This is a genomic window from Oceanobacillus indicireducens, from assembly GCF_014647195.1.
GTDB lineage: Bacteria > Bacillota > Bacilli > Bacillales > Amphibacillaceae > Oceanobacillus > Oceanobacillus indicireducens.
In genome coordinates this window covers 64,805-87,741 of sequence record NZ_BMOS01000006.1, presented here as the reverse complement: position 1 = coordinate 87,741, position 22,937 = coordinate 64,805, and the positions used below count along the sequence as shown (strand labels likewise).

Genomic DNA, 22,937 nt, shown 5'->3' with positions numbered 1-22,937 from the left:
AAATAGGGGAATCAGTGTTCTTTAAAAAACATGTTTCTTATTTATCTACAGGGTAGAATATTAAGTACAATTGTTAACAATAAATGCAGATGCTCCAGATACAAACCAATATAATGCTAAAGTTAGATTAATATCTAAATAAAGAGGAATGAATGAACAGAAATAAAGCCATTGTGATAACACAATGGCTCGCTTATTAAAAAAGTCCTGCTTCTTTTGCGGCTGCAAAGCTATTCTTCGCAAATTCGAATGGATTCATTCCGACATTCTCCCAATGCAAATACATTAACCTCGGCTCTTCAAACAACCAGTGGTTATGAAATGCAGTTACGATAATCCCCCTTCTTTGTAATGCTCGAATCATAGGATTTACTTCCTTTTGAAGGATTACAGTTTCACCTAGATTTAAACCATTATTTTCAAAGGATAACATGAAAGGTAGGGCTAGTGGAGAACGCGTGCGGCGGCCTAAAATAGTCGCTCTGATATCATCTCGAAGACGCATTACCACACAAACAGGTTGCGCTTGAATAACCTCACCGCCAATAATATTTGCAAGTCTTTGACAAGTTGATTTTGATTTGGATTCCTTATCATTTTCTCTTCTATACATATAAATCCCTCCTTCTTTTTCATTCTCATTAAATAGTGTATTCGGAGATGTTAGATAGGTATAGACGAGTCATCCAGAGCAAACCCCCCTTTTATTCTTTGCTTTTAACGACTTCTACATCACTATTATTAATAGGTGGTGGAAGAAGTAAGTTTGTTAGAAGAGGTCTGTATATTTTTATTAAATAATGTAAGTTGTAGTTGGAGGATATATGTATTTAACAAACGGGCTCGAATTATCAGTTAATTGCTGGTATAACTAGCAATACATTTTAGATCCCTATTCCTTGGCCTATCATCCCTGCGTTATCATAAGATGGATGCCGGACAGCAATGAAATTAAGTTCGATAATTTATAATGAAGAATGATCGTTTGGGATAAATTCCGATAATTCATAAAGAAGTTTGATACAATTAAGTTACAAATTGAAAGTGTATAGTTCTTAGTTGAACAAGAAATGATGATCATCCTTATAAACTGAAAATAAAAAGGTGGGATACAATAACGTGAAAGTTCGACTTACTGACTATAGTGAAGATTGGTCTTGCGTGTTTCAGACAGAGGCAGCGTTTCTTACAACAGTATTTGGCGACTTGATAATAAAATGTGAGCATTTTGGGAGTACAGCAGTACGGGGGATGAAGGCAAAGCCTGTAATCGACATGATGTGTATCGTTAAATCCATAGAAAAGGTTGACTTTTTCAATGAGCAAATGAATTCTTTAGGATATGACGTTGCTGGGGAATGGGGAATTAAAGGAAGAAGGTTATTTCGTAAAGGTGGGGATAACAGAACCCATCATATTCATTTCTATCAATTTGATAACCCTGAAATTGCTAGACATTTAATTTTTCGAGATTATTTGAGGGCTCATCCACAAGAGGTAGCTAAATACAGTCGTTTCAAAGAAAAGTTGGCTCAACGTTACGATACGACAAGTCGTTATAGTCCAGCAAAAAAGAAATTCGTAAATGAGATGGAACAAAAAGCTCTTCGTTGGTATTTGGAAAGTTAGAAGATGGCATTAGGTGGGGATGAATACTACATCTTTGAGAATTTCACGAAAAAGAATAAAGCCTTGTTGGATGAACAATCTAAAGGTTTATCCTATTTTTACTTAATAAAGAATGAAGATGGCCTTATTTTGGGAAGAATAAACCTAGTAAATGTTGATAAAAGTCAAGGTACAGGTCATATCGGTTATAGAGTAGGGGAATCATATATTGGCAAAGGTATCGCTAATAAATCGGTAAATTTGTTATTAACAACGATTAATAAGCAGGAGATTAAAGAAATTTTAGCGAAGACAACTACTGACAATATCGCCTCGCAAAGAGTTTTGGAGAAAAATGGGTTTAAGCATATAGCAACGAGTGATGAAACGTTTGAAATGAATGGAGAAAGTTTGAGATTTGTTTATTATAAGTGGACTAATTAGGATTTACCGGCAGCTATATCTGCAATTGTTAAAGTAGGTGGTCCTATTCGATCGCTTTATTGTATTGTTTTAAACGTTACTGATTATATAGCGATCGTGCTGAAACTATCATACTGCTGGTAGGTAAAAATAGTTAGATTGAATTAGGCTGCAGTTTTATCTCTAGAAACTAGGATTTCATGCTAATTACGTAGAATATTAAATAAGCACATAAAATTAGAGGAGTGTCTTGATGGAAAATCCTATCTTAAAACAAATCGGAACAGTATTTATCCCAGTAAGCAACATTCAAAAAGCGAGAGATTGGTACTGCGACATTTTAGGATTAAAAACAGAAGGGGAAGTTCAATTTGGTCATCTCTACGTTATACCCATGGAAGGGACAGGAATTGTATTAGATAGCAAGATTTATTCAGAAGATAGAACTTTTAAAACCCCAGCATTCCATTTCAATACAAAAGATATTGAGAAAGCATTTCATTTTATAAGCAATAAAGGAGTTAATTTAATTTCAGAAATCGAACATAATCATTATTTTAATTTCAAAGACCCCGACGGGAATATTTTAATGGTTTGCAAATGTTAATAGTATGCAAACGAGTCATATACTAGAAAGAAAATGACCTCTCAATTGTTGATACAGAGATTGAAAAGTTAAAGCAACAATCTTCTTTATAAAATTAAAAATTCTATGTTGGAGGGTTACAAATGAGAAAGGTAGCATTAGTACCTCATGATAAAAAATATGCAAAATTAATATCTTCACTCTCTTCAGCTCCACAGGTGAGAGAACCTCTAGGATTGACGGATGATCAGACATCGATAGACGGAACACTTGAATTTATCGAGTTTGTCCTAGAAAGTGAACGATTAGATAAGCTGTATTCGAGAGTAATCTTGAATGAAAACGATGAGTTAATCGGGGTAATAACCTTAAAAGAAATAGATAATGAGAAGAAGACCTGTCACATCGGAACTTGGATCGGCCATCCCTATTGGGGAAAAGGATATAATGAGCTGGCCAAAAAAGATATTCTATATACTGCTTTCACAGATCTTAACATGGAATATGTCTTCGCCGGTGCCAAGTTAACTAATATACGCTCTCGAAAAGCACAGGAAAAGCTTCCTTATGTAAAAATAGACGCACAATCTGAATTTCCTGATGAATATAAGAAATTGGTGCAACAGGTAAATGAACCTTGCCTATTAAACGTAATAGAAAAAGCTGCATTTCTTGATTGGTACTTAAAAAGTACTTGAGACCATTGATTTCTGATAGAATAGGGGAAACTTTGCCTCACCTAAGTAAGATACATTCTATTCCCCATATGTTCATTCTCAAATTTGCAAATGTTGTTAGGACCTCTCTGCCTGAACGAAGCTTAAATGGTGATTAGAACCTCCCCCTGATCATCCTAATTTCTTGAACGCACTCAGATCTATCTCATTCAGTTGATTAGAACAGCTTTAATCATCCGAACGCATTCAAATCTATCTCATTCAGTTGATTAGAACAGCTTTAATCATCCGAACGCATTCAAATCTATCTCATTCAGTTGATTAGAACAGCTTTAATCATCCGAACGCACTCAAATCTATTTCATTCAGTTGATTAGAATACCTCTAATCTCCCCAACGCATTCAAATCTATCTCATTCAGACGATTAGAATACTTCTCATTCGAGCGATTAAAGATTAACTCCCGTATTGACTCAATTGAAGTCTTGGGATGGGTTCTTTAGCACGAAACCTTCTATAAACAATTTGTTATCTAGAAATGGCGTGATAAAGTATGCGCACTGCATCTTCATCACGCCAAAGGTGTAAACCTTTTTTATAAATATTCCGCTACTTTTTCCATCGATTCTTCGCTGCCACTAATAATTAAACGGTCACCTTGTTGTAAAATCGTATCTCCATTTGGTGTAATCGCTCGTTCTCCACGATAAATGGACAGGATAAGCGTATCTCCCAAGAATGGCAGCTTGCGGAGCGGTATCCGATCATATCTCATTCCATCTAAAACAAATTCTCTAATAATCTCATCATTATCCGTTAATAGACGGACAAGACTTGGACTATGCACCATCGCTTTTAACACCATTTCTCCAGCGTAGGCATTCGAATAAATCGCCATACCCATATCCGTATATTGTTTGTTCAATGTCGGTTCTTCAATCCGGGTAATGATGTTTTCATAGCCAATTGCAATCGCGTAATTAGTAATCTCCACGTTAAAATTATCATTACTCGTTGCAACAATTATACCATCGAAGGATTCAAAGATATCCAATTCGATTAACTTCTCCAGCGTCATGTTGTTCACTTCAACAATTGGAAATTCATTATCTGATTCAGATTTTAATTTCCCTTGTTTCTCCGAGAAGATGGTTACCTTATAATTACTCTTTTGAAAGTTGAGGCTCGCTCGGAGTGCGGCACGGTTAGCTCCAATAATAGCTAAGCTTCTTTCTTTTTCTTCCACTTCAGGCGACATTCTTGCATACAATATCGGTGAAGTGAAACACGTCAAGATAGCAACTAGTACAATCGCACTGTTCATACCTTCCGAGATGATTCCCATTTGCAGTGACACGGTAGCCGCTACAATTGCAAGGCTTAGGGTAGACGTAAGCAGCATCCCTGAACTGAATACCTCATTCCAAGAAAACCATCGCTTGAGAAGTAATGTCGGCAGATTACGTGTTAAAAAGAGAAAGACCAACACAACAGGAATCAACAGCAAGATACTGCGATTTTCCAGTAAAGAACCGAAATCAAAATCCACCCCTACCATAACAAAGAAGATAGGGATCAGGAATCCATAGCCGAAACTGTCCAGCTGATGGACGAATTCTCTATCTGGAGAAAGTAAGGACACAACAACCCCAGCCAAGAAAGCGCCTAGGATATTTTCGACTCCCATTGTTTCTGATAAAGCTACGAACAAAAGGATTAATGCAAAGATACCGCGAGTACCGATTTGCGCTGTTCCTCTTTTTAATGCTTCAACCACTGCCATGTTCGTTTTCTTCCGGTAAAAGTTCAATAAGAAATAAAGCAGGAATACAAGAGCGACGAGCAGGATGATCCACCAGACAATCGTCGTGTCTCCATCTTTTACAGCTAAATAATAAGCAAATAAAATCATCGTGGCAAAGTCAGATATGACTGCGATGAGCAATACGGTTTGCCCTAATTTCGTATTCAGTACTTTCCTTTCTTTTAATACAGGTACGACAACTCCTAGAGAAATGGTTGATAAGATAATCGTCATGAAATACGGATCATCAATCATTCCAAATGATACGAGCACTAGAGAGAACCCGTAAGCGAGAGCTAACATTAAGGCAAAAATAATACTTGAGACGAGGAATGGGTTAATTTCCTTCGATTTCCCAGAGTTATTTCCTTTCTTCACGCGGAAGGAGTTAAAGTCAATTTCCAAACCACTTAAAAACATCAAATATATTAGACCTAAACTGGATAGCAAGGTGAGCCATGCATTATCGACATCGATAAGATTCAAACCGCTCTTACCAATGATGATCCCAGCAATAATCTCTGCTACCACAATCGGTATCGCTTTTAATTTTAATCGTTCGAGCAAAATTGGAATGAAAAACGCAACACCCGTAACGATCATGAGAGATACAATTGAAGTTGCACCATGTTCCATCTGATAAATCCCCCTTTTTGAAAATAATTGTCAATATAACATGGAGTTAGCTAAGTTGTAAAGCATAATTAAACAACAGAATTGTTCTTTTGTCTAATATTATCTACATACATTTTTTTATAAGTAAATTCACCTTGAAATTTAATCAACTGCATGTATAATGTATATATACTACATATACACTATGACGATAAGAGGTATTAGCATGCGCATCATTATTTCAAATCATTCTAAGGAGCCTATTTATGGGCAAATTTATACACAGATCAAGAAGCAGATCTTGACGGGTGAATTGCAAGCGGGTCAACCATTGCCGTCCATGCGGAAGTTGGCAAGGGAGCTGGATGTAAGTGTGATTACAACAAAGCGGGCATATGAAGAACTTGAAAAAAATGGTTTTATTTATTCCGTCGTTGGAAAAGGTTCCTTTATATCTGAGCAAAATAATGAAATGATTCTTGAACGGAAAAGGAAAGTTATTGAAGAGCAATTATCGGCTGCAGTTCAAAACAGTAAGGAGATAGGAATAGAATTGGCAGAATTAAACGAGCTGCTTTCGTTGTTATATAAGGAGGATACATAAATGGAGAATGTAATTGAATTAAACAAGGTGACCAAGGCTTTTGAAGGGTTTAAATTGGAGAACCTATCGATGACAGTGAAGAAAGGTTTCATTACTGGTTTTATTGGCGGTAACGGGGCAGGGAAGTCGACAACGATTAAGCTGATCATGAATTTGTTGCAACCTGATCGGGGTGACATTTCACTCTTCGGACTGGATTATAAAAATCATGAGAAAGAAATAAAACAGCGTATCGGTTTTGTATTTGATAACAACATTTTCTATGAAAATAGTACATTGCTGGAAATGAAAAATATGATAAAACGAGCCTATGTGAACTGGGACGATAAAGTATTCAATCAATATATAGAGAAGTTTGCCTTACCGTTAAAGAAAAAGATAAAAACATTTTCAAAAGGGATGATGATGAAGGCTTCCTTAGCGATTGCATTGTCCCATCATGCTGAGTTGATCATTATGGATGAACCAACGTCTGGGCTGGATCCGACTTTTCGGAGAGAACTGTTAGATATTCTTCATGACCTTATTCAGGACGGAGAGCGGACGATTTTCTTCTCGACACATATTACGACGGATCTGGATCGCATCGCGGATTACATAACATTTATCCATCAGGGGCAGCATATTTTCTCCAAGGAATATTATAAAATTGAGGAAGAGTATGCAATTGTCAAAGGTGAGCTAGAGCTCCTGGATCGTGATACAGAAAGAGAATTTATCGGAATTCGTAAATCTGATTATGGTTTTGAAGCATTAACGGCAAATAAAGAGCACACAGCGGAACTATTTGGTGATACGGCCATTTTGGAAAAGCCGACATTGGAAGATATTATGCTGTATACGAAGAAGGAGAGGGAAGCGTATGTGGAATCTTATTCTTAAAGATATCCGGTTACAGAAGAATGCTTTATTCACCTTGCTACCTGCATTGTTCATTTACTTATTTAGTGGATTGTCTGTAACGTGGGTAGGTATTGTGTTTTGTATAGTCATTATTATGGATGTGTTTTCCAAGGATGAAAAATCATCCTCCAATATACTATGGAATGCTTTACCATATACGAGGAAGGAAATTGTCAGCTCGAAGTACATCGGTGCACTCATTTTCACAACTTTAATTCTACTTACCATTCTAGCCGGGAACTGGATTATTCATCAAGAATTCATCCAGTGGGAGCAAATTATTCTAGTTACGAGTGTAGTCATTTTTTTCACTTCATTTGCATTCCCGTTTGCCTATGTCTTTAAAATTCAATACATCGTCAATGCATCACTTGTCCTGCTTGTCCTCTATTTATTTACGGTTAGTACATTCATTCCTGACTTGAATGATCGGATAAGGGGCTTTGTTCAAACGATTATTGGTTTAGATGATATTTTCTTGCAATTGATTGTAATTTTATCAGCGGCAGTTCTGTATTTCCTTTCGTGGCTGCTCTCGATTTGGTTATATAATAGAAAAGTATTTTAAGATGAACAAAAGCGGAAGCGCCCGTTTAGCAACGTACAAACTGGAGCACTCCGGAATGAGATAAAGGAAACATGCCCCTTTAGGGGTATGCCGCTGTTGGGCTTTAGCCCGTATTTAAGCGGCCCTCCTTTAGTTCTGAGTTGATGTTGACTTATCGATTGAAGGAGTGTGAAGTTTGGGACTGCGCACTGCTCGCCCCACCAAAAGATCTGCTAGTTGCTGGGCGCTGGAGCCGGACGTGGCTAGCCCAGGATATCTAAGTTATCACAGCATTTTTATTTTATAGTTTCTTATATGAACAAAGGAAGTCCTTAGGTAAAGGACTTCCTATTTAATGGTGGTGATGATCGTGATGTCCGGGTGATTCCGGCTGCATCCTGCAAAGAATCGAATTGTCGTGTAAATGTGCAGTCGTTTCTAGTTGAATCGTCATATGGTGAATATTTTGCTGTTCCAATTCATGTTCAATCTGTCGGAGTAATGTTTCACTTTCTGCGATAGACATATCATCATCAACAACCGCGTGGCAGGAAAGGGCATTTAATCCGCTCGTAATCGACCAGACATGCAAGTCATGGACACCTTGAACACCATCCGTATGTTGAATAGTTTCCACGACCTTCTCCATATCAACATTATCTGGGGTTCCTTCCATCAGCACATGGAGTCCCGATTTTGCAACAAAGTAGCCACTACGGAGGACGAGTGCAGCGACAATAACACTTGCGAGAGGGTCCGCCCAACCCCAGTTGAAGAAAATGATAAGCAGGGCAGCAATAATCGCACCGATTGAACCAAGCATATCACTGATGACATGGAGGTATGCTCCGCGCATATTCAAGTTATCATCCACATCTCCACCGCGAAACATAATCCAAGCGACAAGAATATTAATGAACAGACCAATAATCGCAATGACTAACATGCCGGTTGAAGCAACCTCCGGCGGATTTTGGAAACGTCCAATTGCTTCATAGAAAATATAGCCGGCAATGATGATTAGCGTAATCCCGTTCAGCACAGCTGCTAAAATTTCAAATCGTTTATATCCATATGTTTTACTATAGTTGGCAGCTTTATCACTGAGTGTAAAAGCGAGCAGGGCGATACCGAGTGAGATGGCGTCACTTAACATGTGGCCAGCATCTGCCAAGAGGGCAAGACTATTGGTAAGGAATCCACCTATCGCTTCCACTATCATATAGAGGGAAATGATGATAAAACTTATTTTTAAAACTTTTTTATTTGCACCATGCGAATGATCATGTACATGATCGTATCCCATTTCAAATTCCTCCTCAATCAATGATGTAGAGCATGCTCGATCGCCTGTTTCAATAAATTCATGACATGATCGTCATCTTCAGAATAATATAAGGTTCTCCCTTCTCTTCTATATTTAACCAATCGTAAATTTTTTAAGAATCGTAACTGATGGGAAACACTCGACTGACTGAGGTTTAATGTCTCTGCAATAGCGTTCACGGAATGTTCCCCTGTACATAGCAAATTTAAAATCCGAATTCGGGTTGGATCACTCAAAGCTTTGAATATTTGCGAGACAACGAATAACGTCTCTTCATCCAAATGTTGCCCGTCTTCTGTAAATACCTGTTCCCGTTTTCGCTCATCCACCACCACCACAACTCCTCTATCTATATTATTGTCTTACATCAATACATGAACACATGCTCATATATATAACTTATGACAAAACATATTAAATGTCAAGAAACAAATCATAAAACCCAATCAACCTGTGCTATGATTTAAGTGGGACATGGGGTCAGAGTAAATGTCCCAGTTTACGAAGAATAACCAGAAGGGAGGAATGGAAAAGTGAAGAAGTTTCTTTTACTAATGGTACTCGTTATTGGAATAGTCGGTTGTAGTGATACAAATGAAGAACCTAACGTAACCACTACAAGTATGCCAGAAAAAATGCCGGATGACTTTGGTTTTGCGGTTCAGTTTGGTTTTGATAAAAAGAACGAGATTAATACATTTGAAGATACTGTAACGAAAGACTTAATTGAGAATGGAACGATTACGACGAGCATCACTTTGACAGAGAAAGAAATGCAGCAAATTTACGAGAAAATGAAAGACGTTCATATAGTAGAAGAGAAAAAATTGATACCAGAGCCTGTTGATGGGGAAATATGTTACCAACAACCGCACGAAGAAGACGAGTGGAACATCAGGGTTAACGGGGAGACAATACACCATTCCGTATCTGGTGCTTACTGTGATTTAACTGCTGATGCAAGTGAGTTATTTGAATTGAGAAATTATATTTTTGATATAGTGAAGAGAAAGGATACATATAAAGATTTACCAGAAGCAGTAGGCGGGTATGATTGATTTTAATTTGAAGACGTTGTTAATTTCAAATAGCAATAGAAATTGGGGAGTGGATCTGCAAATGGAACTTTGGGATGTATATAATCGAGATCGCATCAAAAAAGATAAACTTATAGTACGTGGAGAAGCTTTTGAAGAAGGGGATTATCATTTGGTTGTCCATGTTTGTATCTTCAATTCGGCAGGGGAAATGTTGATCCAGCAGCGACAACCATTCAAAATAGGGTGGCCGGATAAATGGGATATTACCGCTGGTGGCAGTGCGATAAAAGGGGATAGCAGTCAAGCGGCAGCAGAAAGAGAATTGGAAGAAGAACTTGGAATTAATCTGAATTTAGAGGAACTAAGACCGCATTTTACTATTAATTTCGAACGTGGTTTTGATGATATTTATTTAGTTGAAAAGGAAATTAAGTTGGAAGATGTAAAGCTACAGGAGGAAGAAGTTAAAGATGTAAAATGGGCAACAAGAGAAGAAATTATTGAGATGATTAGGAGCGGTGAGTTTGTTCCATATTATGAAGGTATGATACATTTGCTTTTTGAAATGCGCGGGAAATATGGCTGCATTCGACAATAAGAGTGCAGAGGGTTAGTTCCCCTCCTCATCATCCAAATCCCGATTCGTTGTTTTGGTATGGGGGGAACTATCAGTGTCTTCATCTTTGTAATTTTCGACCCATGCAGAAGCTTATAGGCTATCTAATCCCTCGAATAGCCAAGTTTTCCAATCGTTCAGCGGTTTACAAGCTATCTAATCATCTAAATATAAAAATTTTCCGCTTCATTGGTTGATAAGAGGCCCTTTAAACCCTCGAACGATTAATTTTTCCGCTCATTCGGTTGATGAAAAACACTCTAATCCCTCGAACAATTAGTTTTCCTTTCGTTCGGTTGATAAGAGACTCTCTAACCCTCTGAACAATTGACTTCCTAGCTCTTTCGGTAATTAACAAACCTTCGAGTATCCGAACTAAACCGAACCCACCCTAAAACGACAAAAGGTCGGAACAACTATCCCAAAAAACTGGGACATTTGCTCTGACCCCACTGTCCCGGACTTGAGTCGATTATCCTTCTATATCTCTTTTTCGATAGCCAATAAATCCTAGAATTATTAAGATGGCAGCAACTGAAATTAGTAATACGATTGGTGTCCATTCCATTTTTTCTACTGGTAGAGCTGGGATATGACCGAATGGGGAGAGTTTCTCTATCCATTCCGGTAAGTCAAGCAGTCCGCCGAGATAATTAGTGATGAATGAAAACACGACATATACCCAGATCAATCCGGTAAATCTTGGTGCCACGCCAATTAAAAACAGAGCAGCTCCAATCATGACTAGCATCGCCGGGTAAAATACGAGGGAAGCCCCGTAAATCGTTCCGAAAGAAAAACTATCCTCCATTACAGCCTCAGCAGCAAGCCAAAGTCCGATGCCTGATAAGGAAATCATGACAAATCCATTAAACGCAGCAATAATCAAGTTGCTCGCCAAGAGTTTTCCACGAGATACTGGAGCGGCGAGAATCGACTCGATTCGATTTTTCTTTTCTTCACCAATCAATTTATTCATTGCCATAATCGGAGGAACAGTAGCAAGTATTCCCATCACAAGCATTAAGGCGGGGATAAATTGTTCGGTTAAGGAGTAACCTTCTTCAGCAATAAGCATTTGTTCCAATAGTTCATTACCTTGAAAGAATGACTCCAAATCCCCCATCACAGAACCGTAAGAGATGCCTAGAACAAGCATACTTATTGCCCAGGAAATAAAAGCTGTGCGCTGTGTGCGGAAGAAAAGTCCAATCGGGGACTGGAGAAAACGAGTTGCATGAGTTCTTCCAGCCCGAGCGTGGAGAAAGGCGGCTCCCCAGTCACGGATTGCATTTAAATAATTCGCAAGTAAAAATAATAAAGCAGAAAATCCGACAAGAAAGAGCACTGGCCACCATTCGTTCGCTGAATAAGCTTTCGTCTGTGTAACGAGTCCGAGCGGTGAAAAGAGGGATATTGTTTCATTACTCACGTCACCAATCGCGCGAATGAAATAAGCAAGCAGCAATACGGCAATTGATAACCCAGTAGCTCCGCGTGAACTTTCCGAAACTTGAGCGAATACTGCCGCTACACCTGTGAAAAAGAGTCCTGTACTTCCTAAAGCAACCCCGTACAGCAAGGAGCCTTCCAAATCCATACTTTCCAATCCTAAAGCGTATAAGCTAAACCCTGAAACGAGAGCAAGCACAATATTTGTTACAGTTAAAACAAAAAGAGTAGCATTCAAGTTCGCCAACCTACCGACAGGAAGTGCAAGAAGCAATTCGGAAAGCCCATCTTCCTCTTCCGTCCGCGTATGACGGATAACGAGTAAGATACTCATGAGCCCAACGACAACGGCTGTAAACAGCAACATATTATGCGTCGTCATCGCACCAATTGTATAATTCTCAATATCTCCAGGTCCAACCATCGCCGTCACTGCCGGATTCGCCAACGTTTCAGCCATTACATCCCGTTCATCTTGTGTTGGAAACATGTCATCCAGCGCGAGAGGAATCAATATAGTAAAAAAGATAATACCAATGAGCCAGAGGGGAATTCGAACCCGGTCTTTTCTTAAGGTGAATGTAATTAGGGAACCGATATTATCTGATGCAGACCGAAACATCAGGAATTCCCTCCTTCAGTCGTTTCTTGCTTATGCTCATAATGACGCATAAATAAATCCTCTAATGTCGGAGGTGCACTTTCCAATTTTACAATTCCGTATTGACTTACATACCGGATGACCGCATCGAGCTCTTCTGAATCTACTTGAAAGTCCAGCGTTTGCCCATCCTTTTGCACATTGTGGATACCTTTCCATTCATCGATTGCGGGGATAGGTTCTTTCGTTTCCACTAAAAGATTCGTCCGGGTTAAATGTCGCATCTCACTTAATGTACCTGACTCAATAATTTTACCTTGCCGGATAATCCCGACTCTGTCACAAAGCTTCTCCACTTCCGATAATATATGACTAGAGAGCAGAACCGTTTTTCCTGCGTTCTTTGCAGCTTGAACATATTCCTGGAAGACTTGTTCCATTAACGGGTCCAGTCCAGAAGTCGGTTCATCAAAAATAAACAGTTCGGGATCTGATGCAAAAGCTGCGACTAAAGCTACCTTTTGACGGTTACCCTTTGAATACGTGCGGCACTTTTTCGATGGATCAAGGGCGAATCGTTCCAGTAGTTCTTCCCGTTTATGCTTATTATTCCCACCCCTTAATCCAATTAATAAGTCAATCACCTCACCACCGGTCAAATTCGGCCAAAGGTTCACATCACCAGGAACATAGGCGAGTCGTTTATGAATTTCCACTGCATCGTGCCAGGCATCTTTTCCGAATATCGTTGCTTTTCCTTCTGATGCTTTCAAAATCCCGAGCAAAATTCGAATGGTAGTGGATTTCCCAGCACCATTCGGTCCGATGAAACCATATATTTCCCCTTGATTCAATGCCAAATTGACTCCGTCCAGCGCTTGAAAGTTCCCGAATTTCTTATGGAGATTCTTCACTTCAACTATCGACATTGCGCTCATCCTCTCTCAGGTTTATAAAAAAAAGTTTTGAAATATTTCACCTCTCATAGTTCATAATATAGAAAAACCATGTAGCATGCAATAGATTTGAACTATTTTATTTGTTATATTTCATAACTTTTATTAAACTAATGAAAGAGGTGAAAGCGATGAATGGCTTTGAAAGAAGAAAGCAAATAAAAATGAATAATATAATAGAAGCGGCCTTATCATTGTTTTTGGAACATGGAATAAGTAAAATTTCCGTTGCTGGGATTGCTAAAGAAGCAGGCGTGTCCCAGGTGACGATTTATAATTACTTCGAGAGCAAAGATAATTTAATCCAAGAAGTGTTTCGATATTATATCCACCAAATATGGGAAGAATATGTGGTGCTTTTAAATCGTGACATTCCTTTTCCGGAAAAGGTTAAAACGATAATTTTTGATAAATCATTAGTTGCAAATCAAATTAATGAAGAGTTTTTCGATTATTTTATGAAAGATTATATGAAAAAGGATAGTTATATCATGAAGTTCTATACAGAAACGGCACTACCTCGGTTTCTGGAACTGTTTGCGGAGGGGAAGGAACAAGGGTATATCGATAAGTCGATTTCCGATGAGGCGATTCTTTTATACATTCAAATGTTTGCTGATTATATGCGGCGGGAAGATGTAGGGCCATCACTCCTTCCGCTTACAGAGGATCTAACAAAATTATTCTTCTACGGTATATCTGGAAAAGGGATGGACTAGTAGCCTAGCTGTCATACGTGATAAAAATTCCTATTTCCGAGAAAGATAAATTGAAGCTCGATAATTATTTCACTATACTAGGATAAGTAAGTGAAAGGAGATACGGAATATGGCAGATGTGAAAGTGGAATCCAAAGCCTTTGCGCTTTTAAAAGATAAAATACAATTGATTAAAAAGCAGGATCAGGCGATCTATTTGGTCGGTCCCATCCAGCTTCCAGTAAATTTATACGGAGAAACAGTTGTTTTCCAGTGGTACTCTTGGCTGAATTATGATGAGGTGACAGAGGATTATGAAAAAATCATTGACCATCTCGCCTCAGCAAACCTTGCTGAATATCAGCAATCGAGCGTTCTTGTATACGGTGACTTTAAAGAAGCGGACGATGCGCTCATTCGTCTGCATTCGATTTGTCATACAGGGGATATTTTCGGAAGTAAACGCTGTGACTGTGGTTTCCAATTGAAAGAGTCAATGAAGCGGATCAAGGAGCATGGCGCGGGTGCACTTTTCTACCTTGCGAACCATGAAGGTCGTGGAATTGGTTTATTCAGTAAAGCAATGGCTTACGTACTTCAGGAAAATGGTTTTGACACAGTCGAAGCAAATGAAAGTTTAGGATTTGATAATGATCTCAGGAATTATGATGACGCGATTACAGTGCTGAAAAACTTACGCACGAAGCCAGTCACATTGATTACGAATAATCCCGAAAAACTGGAAGCACTCCGGAATTCCGGTATGCATGTTGCTGGTAGAACAGCGTTATGGGGAGACGTATCAGAATATAACCAGAAATATTTAAAAACGAAAATTGAAAAATCCGGCCATATGAAAGCGGAGGGAACTTGTCCAAATGACTAATCATGAATTTTATATGGACCTTGCCCTCACAAATGCCCGGGCGATGAAAGGGCAGACTGATCCGAATCCACTCGTTGGGTCCGTCATTGTAAATGACAACCGGATTGTCGGAGTCGGCACCCATTTGAAAGCGGGAGAACCGCATGCGGAGATTCACGCATTACGGATGGCTGGGGAGCTTGCACGTGGAGGTACGATTTACGTCACACTTGAACCCTGTTCCCACCACGGAAGAACAGGTCCTTGCGCTGAAGCAATCGTGCAAGCCGGGATTAAAAAAGCAGTTATCGCAACCCTTGACCCAAACCCGGTTGTTTCTGGAAGTGGTGTGAAAATCTTAAAGGACGCTGGAGTCGAAGTGATTACAGACGTTAGGGAAAAAGAAGCGAGGCAGATGAATGAAGTTTTCAATAAATTTATTGTTGAAAAGAAACCATTTCTAACATTGAAAGCAGGAATTACGCTGGACGGTAAAGTCGCAACCCATAAGCTTGACAGTAAATGGATCACTTCAGAAGAGGCGAGGGTTGATGTTCATCATCTACGTAACGAAAATATGGGAATCTTGGTAGGAATCAATACCGTGTTAGAAGATAATCCTGCGCTTACTACAAGAATTCCGAATGGCAGAAATCCTGTTCGAATTGTTCTTGATTCAACGTTAAAAATTCCTCTCGATTATCAGCTTGTGACAGATAATGAAGCGGAGACGTGGATTTTCACAAGTCGTGCCCATGATGGAACGAAGAAAAAAGAATTAGAGCGGGCGGGTGTGCGTGTTTTTGTTACAAACCGTGAAAATACGGTTGATCCGCATGAAGTTGTCGAACGGCTAGGCGAAGAAGGGATTTCCTCGGTCATGATTGAAGGTGGCGGTAATATTCATGCATCGTTTCTTGAGAATCAATTAATTGATAAGGTCGTTCTCTATATTGCTCCTAAGCTTGTTGGTGGGAAGGATGCCCCAACCTTTCTGGAAGGGACTGGAGTGAAGCTTATGAAAGATGCGGTCGAATTAAATGATGCAGCATTTATTCCAGTTGGAAAAGATTTGAAATATATTGGTTATCCAACCTATACAGATTGAGGGATTACGAGATGAAATTTGGTTTCGACATTGATGATACATTAATTAATTTGCGGGAACATGCTTTTCGTATCTATACAAAACGGCTTAAACAAGACTTATCCTTGGAAACTTTTAAAGGGATTGACCGGGTGGAAATCCACGAGCCGTTTGGACTAACGGACGCAGAAGGAAAAGAAATGTGGAATCGTTCTTTAGAAGAAATTTATTATACCGATTGTCCCGCTTTTCCCGGAGCGAGAGAAACGTTACTAGATTTAGCCGAGGAAGGCCATGAAATCTATTATATAACGGCAAGACCGAAAGAACACGGCATCCGGACGAGGGAATGGATGAAGGAAAAAGGGTTCCCAATTACGGACGATCGTTTTTTCTATGGGATGCAAGATGAGGAAAAAATAAAAATCATCGAAGAGCTTGGGCTGGATTATTATGTAGATGATAAACCGGCTGTCCTCAATACGTTACTTCACACGCCAACCCAATTAATCGTTAAAGATCAATCCTATAACAAGGAATTGGAAATGGAACGACTTATCGATTGGGATGATTTTAAATCCATGATAAAAATGGGTACATGAATGAAATAGATTCATGTGCCCGTTTTTTTCATAGGAAACGATATATAAACAGAGTAATAATTCCTATATTGTATTGGAAAGTACGGCTTCCTGTAGTAGGATAGTTACATAGATAAGTTTGGAGGAGAGCAAGGATGTTCAAACAACGAAAAAAAGAAAAGACGAGAGAGCTCATTTTTAATAAAGACCCCCATCATGTTACCTTAGAAGTAAAATCGGGTAGTGCACTGGATCATCAAGTCAAGATGATCGGGCTAACCGTTGAAGATTTACAAATTCTACATACATTGCAGCCATACGTGATGGAAAATATCGGACTAATTATCGATCGATTCTATTCAAATCTAGAAAAAGAGGCATCGTTAATTCATATTATTAACGAATATAGTTCTATCGAAAGGTTAAAGCAGACGCTAAGACGTCATATTGTCGAGATGTTCACAGGTGAAATCGATGCAGAATATATTAAAAAGCGTTATATTGTTGCCCATGTTCATGTCAAAATTGGTTTAGAAGCGAAATGGTATTTGGCGGCATTCCAAGATATTTTAAATTCACTGATTAATATTATTGAAGAGCATGTGCCTGACCGGGAAGAATCATTTCTTGCTTTCAGGGCAGCCAGTAAAATTATTAATTTGGAAGAACAGCTCGTTCTTGAAGCATATGAAGAAGAGATAGATCGCATCAAGCAGACAATTGCTGCGGAGAAACAGAACATCCAAGTGGAAATTACCGGAACATCAGAAAGTTTAGCAGCGGTTTCCCTACAAACGAATGCAACAATGGAAGAATTAATTGCCCAATCGGATGGAATGGTTGCTTTGGCGAAACGTGGCTCTTCCTTATCTGAATCGGCAAAAAGTAAAGCAGAGTCGGGTAAGCAGGAATTGAACCGATTCACGGAAAAAATGAACAGTATCACTGCGTCGGTTGAAGGAATCCGTACAGACGCGGAAGAACTGGAGAAGATTATGCAGCAAATGCAAGAGATAATCAATCTTGTATCCGGGGTGGCCGAGCAGACGAATTTGCTATCCCTTAATGCAAGCATTGAGGCGGCAAGGGCAGGGGAATCAGGTCGCGGCTTTGCGGTTGTTGCGGAAGAGGTGCGTAAGTTGTCCGATCAAACGAAGGACGCGGTTGTGAATGTTGCCTCGTTAATTAAAAATACAACGGAGCAAGTTAATTATTTGACGTTAACTTTAGATACGATTCGTCGAGACGTGCAGATCGGGAATAGTTATTCTAAGGATACGGAAATTCATTTTGAGGAAATCGTCCGAACAATGAATGATACCGATACGCAAAATAATAAGATGGCAGATGAGATTCAGTTATTTTGTGAGAGTATGAGTGTACTAGGAGAATCTTTTGAAGAAGTTGCTGCTTCAGCGGATTCATTAAATTCATTAACAACAAAATTAGATGGATGAAAAAGAAAGTCTGACATGGAAAATGCCAGACTTTTCTTTTGATTAATTTATGCAAACTTTTCACTTTACAAGTTGAGTTTCTTCATATATATTCATAATTAAAGAAATTTACAGATTTTTACTAAGTGAAATGGGGGGAGGGTGATGGAGGAAACGTACGAGAAAATTTTACGGGAGAAGCGCCGATTTGTTATCATAGCGATTACTTTTGCTTTTATTTTTTACTTTTTACTCCCTGTATCACTTATTCTTTTCCCTGATACGATGAATCGAACAAGCTTTATTCCCGGGGTGACGTGGGCTTGGGTTTACGCATTCCTGCAGATTATTATGATTTGGCTGCTTGGATGGTTGTATCATCTAAAGGCAAAAAAATTAGATGAACAGACCGAGCAAATGATACAAGAGGAGTGACGCAGTGAATCTCACCTACTTCTTATTTTTCATATGTATCGTTGTTTGCACACTTATCATTACATATTGGGCGGCAAAGCGGAGTGTAACAACGAACATATTTTATACGGCGGCTGGAAGTTTAACCGGTTTTCAAAATGGGATGGCGATTGCCGGAGATTTCATCAGTGCTGCTTCTTTCCTCGGTATTGTCGGTACGATAGCGTTCAGCGGGTATGACGGATTTCTATATTCAATCGGTTTTTTAGTTTCTTATTTGGTCGTACTTTTTTTAATCGCGGAACCGGTGCACAGACTCGGGAAATACTCGCTTGGTGATGTAATCTGCTCGAGGTTTCCCGGTAGTTCGATGCGCCTCATCATGGCGTTTGGGGCCTTTACGATTTCTATTCTATATATGATCCCCCAGCTTGTTGCATCAGGCTTCCTGTTGCGTTTATTGCTTGATATTGATTATTCTGTTTCTGTGCTTGTAATTGGAAGTTTGATGACGATTTACGTCATGTTCGGCGGGATGATTGCGACTTCTTGGGTGCAAATTGTCAAGACGATTGTCCTCATGTCAGGTACATTTTTATTATCGCTCATCGTCCTATCCAATTATAATTGGAATGTTCCCGCGATTATTTCGGATGTGAAAGAACGCTCTCCACTCGGGGAGTACTTTTTTCATCCGGGGCATTTATTTGATAGTCCAATTGAGTTAATCTCGTTACAGCTCGCATTGATTCTCGGAACGGCAGGACTTCCGCATATATTAATCCGACTATTCACTGTGAAAAATACATTTGAAGTGCGCCGTTCGCTGCTCAGTGCAACGTGGATCATCGGGACGTTTTATTTAATGACGTTGATTCTTGGGCTTGGAACGATTGCATTCTTAGGGTACGAGGCACTGGCAGCAACTGATTCTACCGGAAATTTGGCAGCTCCATTACTCGCTCAAGCGGTCGGTGGTGACTTTCTCTTGGCGTTTATTTCTGCAGTTGCATTTACGACAATAGTTGCAGTTGTCGCAGGGCTTGTCATTTCGGCAACGACTGCTTTTTCCCATGATATTTATCATATGATATGGAAGAAGGGAAAGTCGACGGAGAAGGAACAGCTTTATGCGGCACGCTGGACGGCTCTAGCAATCGGACTTCTCTCTACCGTCTTTGCATTGCGGCTTGAAACAATGAATGTGACCTTTCTTGTTTCGATGACATTTATCGTTGCGGCATCTAGTATTTTCCCCGTACTATTGTTTACGATTTATTGGAAAAGGTTTAATCGAACAGGAGTTGTTGCTGGAATGTTTTGTGGACTGATTGCATCGCTTCTCCTGCTCGTACTGGGGCCTCATATTATGGATACGGAAAATGGGTTGATCGCCCGTGATGCGATCATTCCGTTATATAATCCGGGAATTATTGCGATACCGATTGGATTTTTAGGAGCTTTTCTAGGTGCATTCCTATCTGGAGGCCAAGCGAAAAAGGAAGCGTCCTATTACGCATTTTTCAAAAAAGCACAAACTGGCAGCCGTTCCAGGAGTGATGCGTCATGAAGGATTTAACGATTATTCTCTTTGAACGGATTGGACTTCTCCTCGTTATAGCATTCGTATTAACGCGAACGCCAGGCTTTAAGCGGTTGCTTGATCGGAATTTTAATATTGGTATGTCGTTGGTGCATGCAATCGTATTTGGTATTTTTGCGATTGCGAGTACGATTACAGGAATTGTCATCGTTCAAGATGAGGTGCTGCATGTTGATTTTATTATATTCCCTGTGGAAAATGATCAGCTGATTGTTAGTACAAGCCTTGTTGCCGTGGTTATTGCGGGTTTATTAGGCGGTCCGGTTGTGGGATTAGGAGCAGGTCTGATTGCCGGTATTCACTTGATGTTCCTCGGTGGAGTGGGGTGGCTTGCAAATGGTTTTGTGAACCCGCTTACAGGATTATTGGCAGGATTAACAGCTAGATTCTTCTCCAATGAGCGGGTTATTTCACCGTTAAAAGCATTGTTTATTGGAGTTTTTCCGCCAGTATTACAAATGCAGCTGCTACTCATTTTTTACACGGATGCATATGATATAGTACAGGTTGTAGACTGGATTGGTCTGCCGCTTGTCCTGTCAAACAGTATAGCGATTGCAATCTTTACTGCAATGATTGGCATTGTCCTGAAGGAACAGGAAAATGAGGCGGCGCTTGCGACAAAGCAGGCATTAACGATAGCGGAAGAAGCAATACCATATTTAAAGCAGGATGGAAGTAAAGCTATGGCAGACGGGATTGCCGATTTACTCTACGACCGCTTAGAGCTTGCAGCGGTTTCCGTTACAAATCACCGGGAAGTGCTAGCCCATAAAGGAATTGGCAACCATCACCAAGCGGGAAATCCAATCCGTTCGAAGCTTGCAAAAGAAGCAATCGCAACGAATACGATGAAAATAATATATAGTAAAGCAGACTTGGAGTGTATGGATCCGGATTGTCCGTTGCATGCAGCCATCATGATTCCTATTTCCGAGGGACATGACTACACGGGATTAATCATCTTTTATTTTCGGAAACCGCAACATATTTCCCCTGTAGAGATTACGATGGCAGAAGGACTTGGTCAATTCATATCCAATCAATTGACGATGCTGCATGCAGAGAAGTTGAACATGCATATGCGGCATACGGAGCTCAGGAATCTACAGGCGCAGATTAATCCGCACTTTCTATTTAATACGTTACAGCTTATCGCGACCCTTTACCGGGAAGATGCAGAGAAGGCCAGGTATCTCACGCTTAAACTTGCAGGTTTTATGCGCTTTAATTTGCGGCTCGTATCCAGGTCACTCGTTGACCTTGAAAAGGAATGTGAGCATGTCGAGGCTTATACAGCGATTATCCAAGCAAGATTCGCGGATCGGTTGATGATTCATTTCGAGCGACCGGAAGACCTTTCGGGTGTTTATATACCGCCTTCAACAATTCAACCACTTGTGGAAAATTGTGTAAATCATGGTCTACACCATAAATCGAAGGGGGGAAGAATTGATATTATCATAACAGTTGAAGCGGATGCTGTATTCATTCTTGTCCGCGATAACGGCTATGGTTTCCCAGAACATATATTAAGAGACGCTGGACATAAACCACTCAGCGAAGAGAAAAGTGGCGGGATTGGTCTTTACAATGTGAATCAGCGGTTGATTGGCCTGCTTGGCGAGTCAGCGAAATTAACGATTCAAAATTTGCCGCTTGAAGGGAGTGAAGTGTATTTCCAAATACCTCGCATGAATCAAATGGAAAGGAAGGCGATCCCATGATCATACGGGCGATGATTGCGGAAGATGAGGCGATGGCAAGAAAAGAATTGATGTATCTGTTGCAGGATGAAGAAGATATTATTCTTTCTCCTCATGCAGAAACAGGGGAAGAGCTAATCGAACAGTATCGTCTCCATCATCCGGATGTTATTTTTCTTGATGTTGAAATGCCCGGCATGTCTGGAGTCGAGGCAGCAAAATATATAACGAAAGAGGAAGAGCAGCAGCCTTTATTCGTATTTACGACCGCCTATGATGACTATGCGATGGATGCATTTGATGTTGAAGCGATTGATTATTTATTGAAGCCTTACGAGGAAACTCATTTCAAACGGGCATTGAAAAGACTGCGGAGAGCATTGCAGACGAAGGGGAAAAAGAGATCTGTGTCTGAGCCACAGGCTATGACAGATAAACTGCTTATTGATGATGGGGAGCGGATGGTCGTGCTTTCGCCTGAATCGATTTATTATGCTGTACCACATAAGAAACAAATTGAAATCCATACAAAAGATAAGGTGATTAGGAGTAAATTGACATTAAGGGAACTGGAGAACAAGTTGAATGATGAATCATTCTTCCGGACGCACCGGAGTTATCTAGTTAATCTGAATCATATTTTAGAAATTACACCATGGTTTAATGGAACGAGTAATGTCACATTAAAAGATAAGGAACAGACCAAAATACCGGTCAGCCGGACAGCAAGTAAAATATTGATTAAAAAATTCAAAATATAACTATTTGTCAGTGTATCCGAACCGTTC

24 protein-coding genes are annotated in these 22,937 nt (G+C 39.7%); 18 read left to right on the top strand and 6 right to left on the bottom strand.

What is annotated here, in order from left to right; all coding sequences use genetic code 11:
• Positions 1 to 196: 196 nt before the first annotated feature.
• The gene (locus IEX94_RS05750) at positions 197 to 613 is read right to left on the bottom strand and encodes a DUF1259 domain-containing protein (protein WP_156856669.1); all 417 of its coding nucleotides are present in this window, start codon (positions 611 to 613) and stop codon (positions 197 to 199) included.
• A gap of 506 nt (positions 614 to 1,119) precedes the next feature.
• Here IEX94_RS05750 and IEX94_RS05745 point away from each other — a divergent pair.
• The 4 genes from IEX94_RS05745 (at position 1,120) to IEX94_RS05730 (ending at position 3,315) form a co-directional block, all read left to right on the top strand.
• Positions 1,120 to 1,629 carry a GrpB family protein gene (locus tag IEX94_RS05745; protein WP_188856413.1) on the top strand — a complete coding sequence of 170 codons (510 nt, stop codon included), beginning with the start codon at positions 1,120 to 1,122 and terminating at the stop codon, positions 1,627 to 1,629.
• A 3-nt stretch (positions 1,630 to 1,632) separates the two neighbouring features.
• On the top strand, positions 1,633 to 2,052 hold the full coding sequence (locus IEX94_RS05740) for a GNAT family N-acetyltransferase (RefSeq protein ID WP_188856412.1): 420 nt from the start codon (positions 1,633 to 1,635) through the stop codon (positions 2,050 to 2,052).
• 232 nt (positions 2,053 to 2,284) lie between these two features.
• A complete protein-coding gene (locus IEX94_RS05735) occupies positions 2,285 to 2,638 on the top strand; it encodes a VOC family protein (protein WP_188856411.1) in 354 nt (117 codons plus the stop codon).
• Positions 2,639 to 2,760: 122 nt separating this feature from the next.
• On the top strand, positions 2,761 to 3,315 hold the full coding sequence (locus IEX94_RS05730; protein WP_188856410.1) for a GNAT family N-acetyltransferase: 555 nt from the start codon (positions 2,761 to 2,763) through the stop codon (positions 3,313 to 3,315).
• Positions 3,316 to 3,889: 574 nt separating this feature from the next.
• Here IEX94_RS05730 and IEX94_RS05725 read toward each other — a convergent pair.
• Positions 3,890 to 5,734, bottom strand: coding sequence for a monovalent cation:proton antiporter family protein (locus IEX94_RS05725; RefSeq protein WP_188856409.1), 1,845 nt, complete (start codon positions 5,732 to 5,734; stop codon positions 3,890 to 3,892).
• Between the two features lie 205 nt (positions 5,735 to 5,939).
• Here IEX94_RS05725 and IEX94_RS05720 point away from each other — a divergent pair, with 205 nt between their 5' ends.
• Genes IEX94_RS05720 through IEX94_RS05710 form a run of 3 tightly spaced genes read left to right on the top strand, consistent with a single transcriptional unit; the run spans position 5,940 to position 7,788 of the window.
• On the top strand, positions 5,940 to 6,317 hold the full coding sequence (locus IEX94_RS05720; RefSeq protein WP_188856408.1) for a GntR family transcriptional regulator: 378 nt from the start codon (positions 5,940 to 5,942) through the stop codon (positions 6,315 to 6,317).
• Entirely contained in the window at positions 6,318 to 7,199 is an 882-nt protein-coding gene (locus IEX94_RS05715) for an ABC transporter ATP-binding protein (protein ID WP_188856407.1), read from the top strand.
• On the top strand, positions 7,180 to 7,788 hold the full coding sequence (locus tag IEX94_RS05710) for an ABC-2 transporter permease (protein ID WP_188856406.1): 609 nt from the start codon (positions 7,180 to 7,182) through the stop codon (positions 7,786 to 7,788). Before IEX94_RS05715 ends, IEX94_RS05710 begins: the two co-directional genes overlap by 20 nt.
• 331 nt (positions 7,789 to 8,119) lie before the next feature.
• On the opposite strand, the gene IEX94_RS05705 is transcribed toward IEX94_RS05710, so the two are convergent.
• The gene (locus IEX94_RS05705; RefSeq protein WP_188856405.1) at positions 8,120 to 9,073 is read right to left on the bottom strand and encodes a cation diffusion facilitator family transporter; all 954 of its coding nucleotides are present in this window, start codon (positions 9,071 to 9,073) and stop codon (positions 8,120 to 8,122) included.
• A gap of 17 nt (positions 9,074 to 9,090) precedes the next feature.
• On the bottom strand, positions 9,091 to 9,426 hold the full coding sequence (locus IEX94_RS05700) for an ArsR/SmtB family transcription factor (RefSeq protein ID WP_188856404.1): 336 nt from the start codon (positions 9,424 to 9,426) through the stop codon (positions 9,091 to 9,093).
• Positions 9,427 to 9,627: 201 nt separating this feature from the next.
• On the opposite strand from IEX94_RS05700, the gene IEX94_RS05695 reads away from it, so the two are divergent.
• Both IEX94_RS05695 and IEX94_RS05690 read left to right on the top strand, forming a co-directional pair.
• A complete protein-coding gene (locus IEX94_RS05695) occupies positions 9,628 to 10,152 on the top strand; it encodes a hypothetical protein (RefSeq protein WP_188856403.1) in 525 nt (174 codons plus the stop codon).
• Entirely contained in the window at positions 10,145 to 10,732 is a 588-nt protein-coding gene (locus IEX94_RS05690; RefSeq protein ID WP_308425584.1) for an NUDIX hydrolase, read from the top strand. Before IEX94_RS05695 ends, IEX94_RS05690 begins: the two co-directional genes overlap by 8 nt.
• A gap of 490 nt (positions 10,733 to 11,222) precedes the next feature.
• Here IEX94_RS05690 and IEX94_RS05685 read toward each other — a convergent pair whose 3' ends face one another.
• Positions 11,223 to 12,824, bottom strand: coding sequence for an ABC transporter permease (locus tag IEX94_RS05685; protein WP_188856402.1), 1,602 nt, complete (start codon positions 12,822 to 12,824; stop codon positions 11,223 to 11,225).
• Positions 12,824 to 13,732 carry an ABC transporter ATP-binding protein gene (locus tag IEX94_RS05680; RefSeq protein ID WP_188856401.1) on the bottom strand — a complete coding sequence of 303 codons (909 nt, stop codon included), beginning with the start codon at positions 13,730 to 13,732 and terminating at the stop codon, positions 12,824 to 12,826. The genes IEX94_RS05685 and IEX94_RS05680 overlap by 1 nt, the downstream gene beginning before the upstream one ends.
• A gap of 158 nt (positions 13,733 to 13,890) precedes the next feature.
• Here IEX94_RS05680 and IEX94_RS05675 point away from each other — a divergent pair, with 158 nt between their 5' ends.
• The 9 genes from IEX94_RS05675 (at position 13,891) to IEX94_RS05635 (ending at position 22,910) form a co-directional block, all read left to right on the top strand.
• Complete coding sequence (locus tag IEX94_RS05675; protein WP_188856464.1) at positions 13,891 to 14,478, top strand: TetR/AcrR family transcriptional regulator; 588 nt, start codon at positions 13,891 to 13,893, stop codon at positions 14,476 to 14,478.
• 109 nt (positions 14,479 to 14,587) lie between these two features.
• On the top strand, positions 14,588 to 15,343 hold the full coding sequence (locus IEX94_RS05670; protein ID WP_188856400.1) for a GTP cyclohydrolase II: 756 nt from the start codon (positions 14,588 to 14,590) through the stop codon (positions 15,341 to 15,343).
• A complete protein-coding gene (ribD, locus tag IEX94_RS05665) occupies positions 15,336 to 16,430 on the top strand; it encodes a bifunctional diaminohydroxyphosphoribosylaminopyrimidine deaminase/5-amino-6-(5-phosphoribosylamino)uracil reductase RibD (protein WP_188856399.1) in 1,095 nt (364 codons plus the stop codon). Before IEX94_RS05670 ends, ribD begins: the two co-directional genes overlap by 8 nt.
• Positions 16,431 to 16,441: 11 nt before the next feature.
• Complete coding sequence (locus IEX94_RS05660) at positions 16,442 to 17,011, top strand: 5' nucleotidase, NT5C type (protein WP_188856398.1); 570 nt, start codon at positions 16,442 to 16,444, stop codon at positions 17,009 to 17,011.
• A 134-nt stretch (positions 17,012 to 17,145) separates the two neighbouring features.
• Positions 17,146 to 18,447: a globin-coupled sensor protein gene (locus tag IEX94_RS05655; protein ID WP_188856397.1), complete on the top strand. Its 1,302-nt coding sequence runs from the start codon at positions 17,146 to 17,148 to the stop codon at positions 18,445 to 18,447.
• A gap of 144 nt (positions 18,448 to 18,591) precedes the next feature.
• Positions 18,592 to 18,861 (top strand): DUF485 domain-containing protein, encoded by a 270-nt coding sequence (locus IEX94_RS05650; RefSeq protein ID WP_188856396.1) that lies wholly within the window; start codon positions 18,592 to 18,594, stop codon positions 18,859 to 18,861.
• Positions 18,862 to 18,865: 4 nt separating this feature from the next.
• The gene (locus IEX94_RS05645; RefSeq protein ID WP_188856395.1) at positions 18,866 to 20,410 is read left to right on the top strand and encodes a solute symporter family protein; all 1,545 of its coding nucleotides are present in this window, start codon (positions 18,866 to 18,868) and stop codon (positions 20,408 to 20,410) included.
• Positions 20,407 to 22,170, top strand: coding sequence for a LytS/YhcK type 5TM receptor domain-containing protein (locus IEX94_RS05640; RefSeq protein ID WP_188856394.1), 1,764 nt, complete (start codon positions 20,407 to 20,409; stop codon positions 22,168 to 22,170). Before IEX94_RS05645 ends, IEX94_RS05640 begins: the two co-directional genes overlap by 4 nt.
• A complete protein-coding gene (locus IEX94_RS05635) occupies positions 22,167 to 22,910 on the top strand; it encodes a LytR/AlgR family response regulator transcription factor (protein WP_188856393.1) in 744 nt (247 codons plus the stop codon). The genes IEX94_RS05640 and IEX94_RS05635 overlap by 4 nt, the downstream gene beginning before the upstream one ends.
• Positions 22,911 to 22,937: the final 27 nt, after the last annotated feature.

Excerpts from the sequence above, each read along its gene's own strand:
- IEX94_RS05750 (WP_156856669.1), bottom strand. The coding sequence starts at position 613 with ATGTATAGAAGAGAAAATGATAAGGAATCCAAATCAAAATCAACTTGT.
- IEX94_RS05740 (WP_188856412.1), top strand. The coding sequence starts at position 1,633 with ATGGCATTAGGTGGGGATGAATACTACATCTTTGAGAATTTCACGAAA.
- IEX94_RS05735 (WP_188856411.1), top strand. The coding sequence starts at position 2,285 with ATGGAAAATCCTATCTTAAAACAAATCGGAACAGTATTTATCCCAGTA.
- IEX94_RS05730 (WP_188856410.1), top strand. The coding sequence starts at position 2,761 with ATGAGAAAGGTAGCATTAGTACCTCATGATAAAAAATATGCAAAATTA.
- IEX94_RS05725 (WP_188856409.1), bottom strand. The coding sequence starts at position 5,734 with ATGGAACATGGTGCAACTTCAATTGTATCTCTCATGATCGTTACGGGT.
- IEX94_RS05720 (WP_188856408.1), top strand. The coding sequence starts at position 5,940 with ATGCGCATCATTATTTCAAATCATTCTAAGGAGCCTATTTATGGGCAA.
- IEX94_RS05715 (WP_188856407.1), top strand. The coding sequence starts at position 6,318 with ATGGAGAATGTAATTGAATTAAACAAGGTGACCAAGGCTTTTGAAGGG.
- IEX94_RS05710 (WP_188856406.1), top strand. The coding sequence starts at position 7,180 with ATGTGGAATCTTATTCTTAAAGATATCCGGTTACAGAAGAATGCTTTA.
- IEX94_RS05705 (WP_188856405.1), bottom strand. The coding sequence starts at position 9,073 with ATGGGATACGATCATGTACATGATCATTCGCATGGTGCAAATAAAAAA.
- IEX94_RS05690 (WP_308425584.1), top strand. The coding sequence starts at position 10,145 with ATGATTGATTTTAATTTGAAGACGTTGTTAATTTCAAATAGCAATAGA.
- IEX94_RS05685 (WP_188856402.1), bottom strand. The coding sequence starts at position 12,824 with ATGTTTCGGTCTGCATCAGATAATATCGGTTCCCTAATTACATTCACC.
- IEX94_RS05680 (WP_188856401.1), bottom strand. The coding sequence starts at position 13,732 with ATGTCGATAGTTGAAGTGAAGAATCTCCATAAGAAATTCGGGAACTTT.
- IEX94_RS05675 (WP_188856464.1), top strand. The coding sequence starts at position 13,891 with ATGAATGGCTTTGAAAGAAGAAAGCAAATAAAAATGAATAATATAATA.
- IEX94_RS05670 (WP_188856400.1), top strand. The coding sequence starts at position 14,588 with ATGGCAGATGTGAAAGTGGAATCCAAAGCCTTTGCGCTTTTAAAAGAT.
- ribD (WP_188856399.1), top strand. The coding sequence starts at position 15,336 with ATGACTAATCATGAATTTTATATGGACCTTGCCCTCACAAATGCCCGG.
- IEX94_RS05660 (WP_188856398.1), top strand. The coding sequence starts at position 16,442 with ATGAAATTTGGTTTCGACATTGATGATACATTAATTAATTTGCGGGAA.
- IEX94_RS05655 (WP_188856397.1), top strand. The coding sequence starts at position 17,146 with ATGTTCAAACAACGAAAAAAAGAAAAGACGAGAGAGCTCATTTTTAAT.
- IEX94_RS05650 (WP_188856396.1), top strand. The coding sequence starts at position 18,592 with ATGGAGGAAACGTACGAGAAAATTTTACGGGAGAAGCGCCGATTTGTT.
- IEX94_RS05640 (WP_188856394.1), top strand. The coding sequence starts at position 20,407 with ATGAAGGATTTAACGATTATTCTCTTTGAACGGATTGGACTTCTCCTC.
- IEX94_RS05635 (WP_188856393.1), top strand. The coding sequence starts at position 22,167 with ATGATCATACGGGCGATGATTGCGGAAGATGAGGCGATGGCAAGAAAA.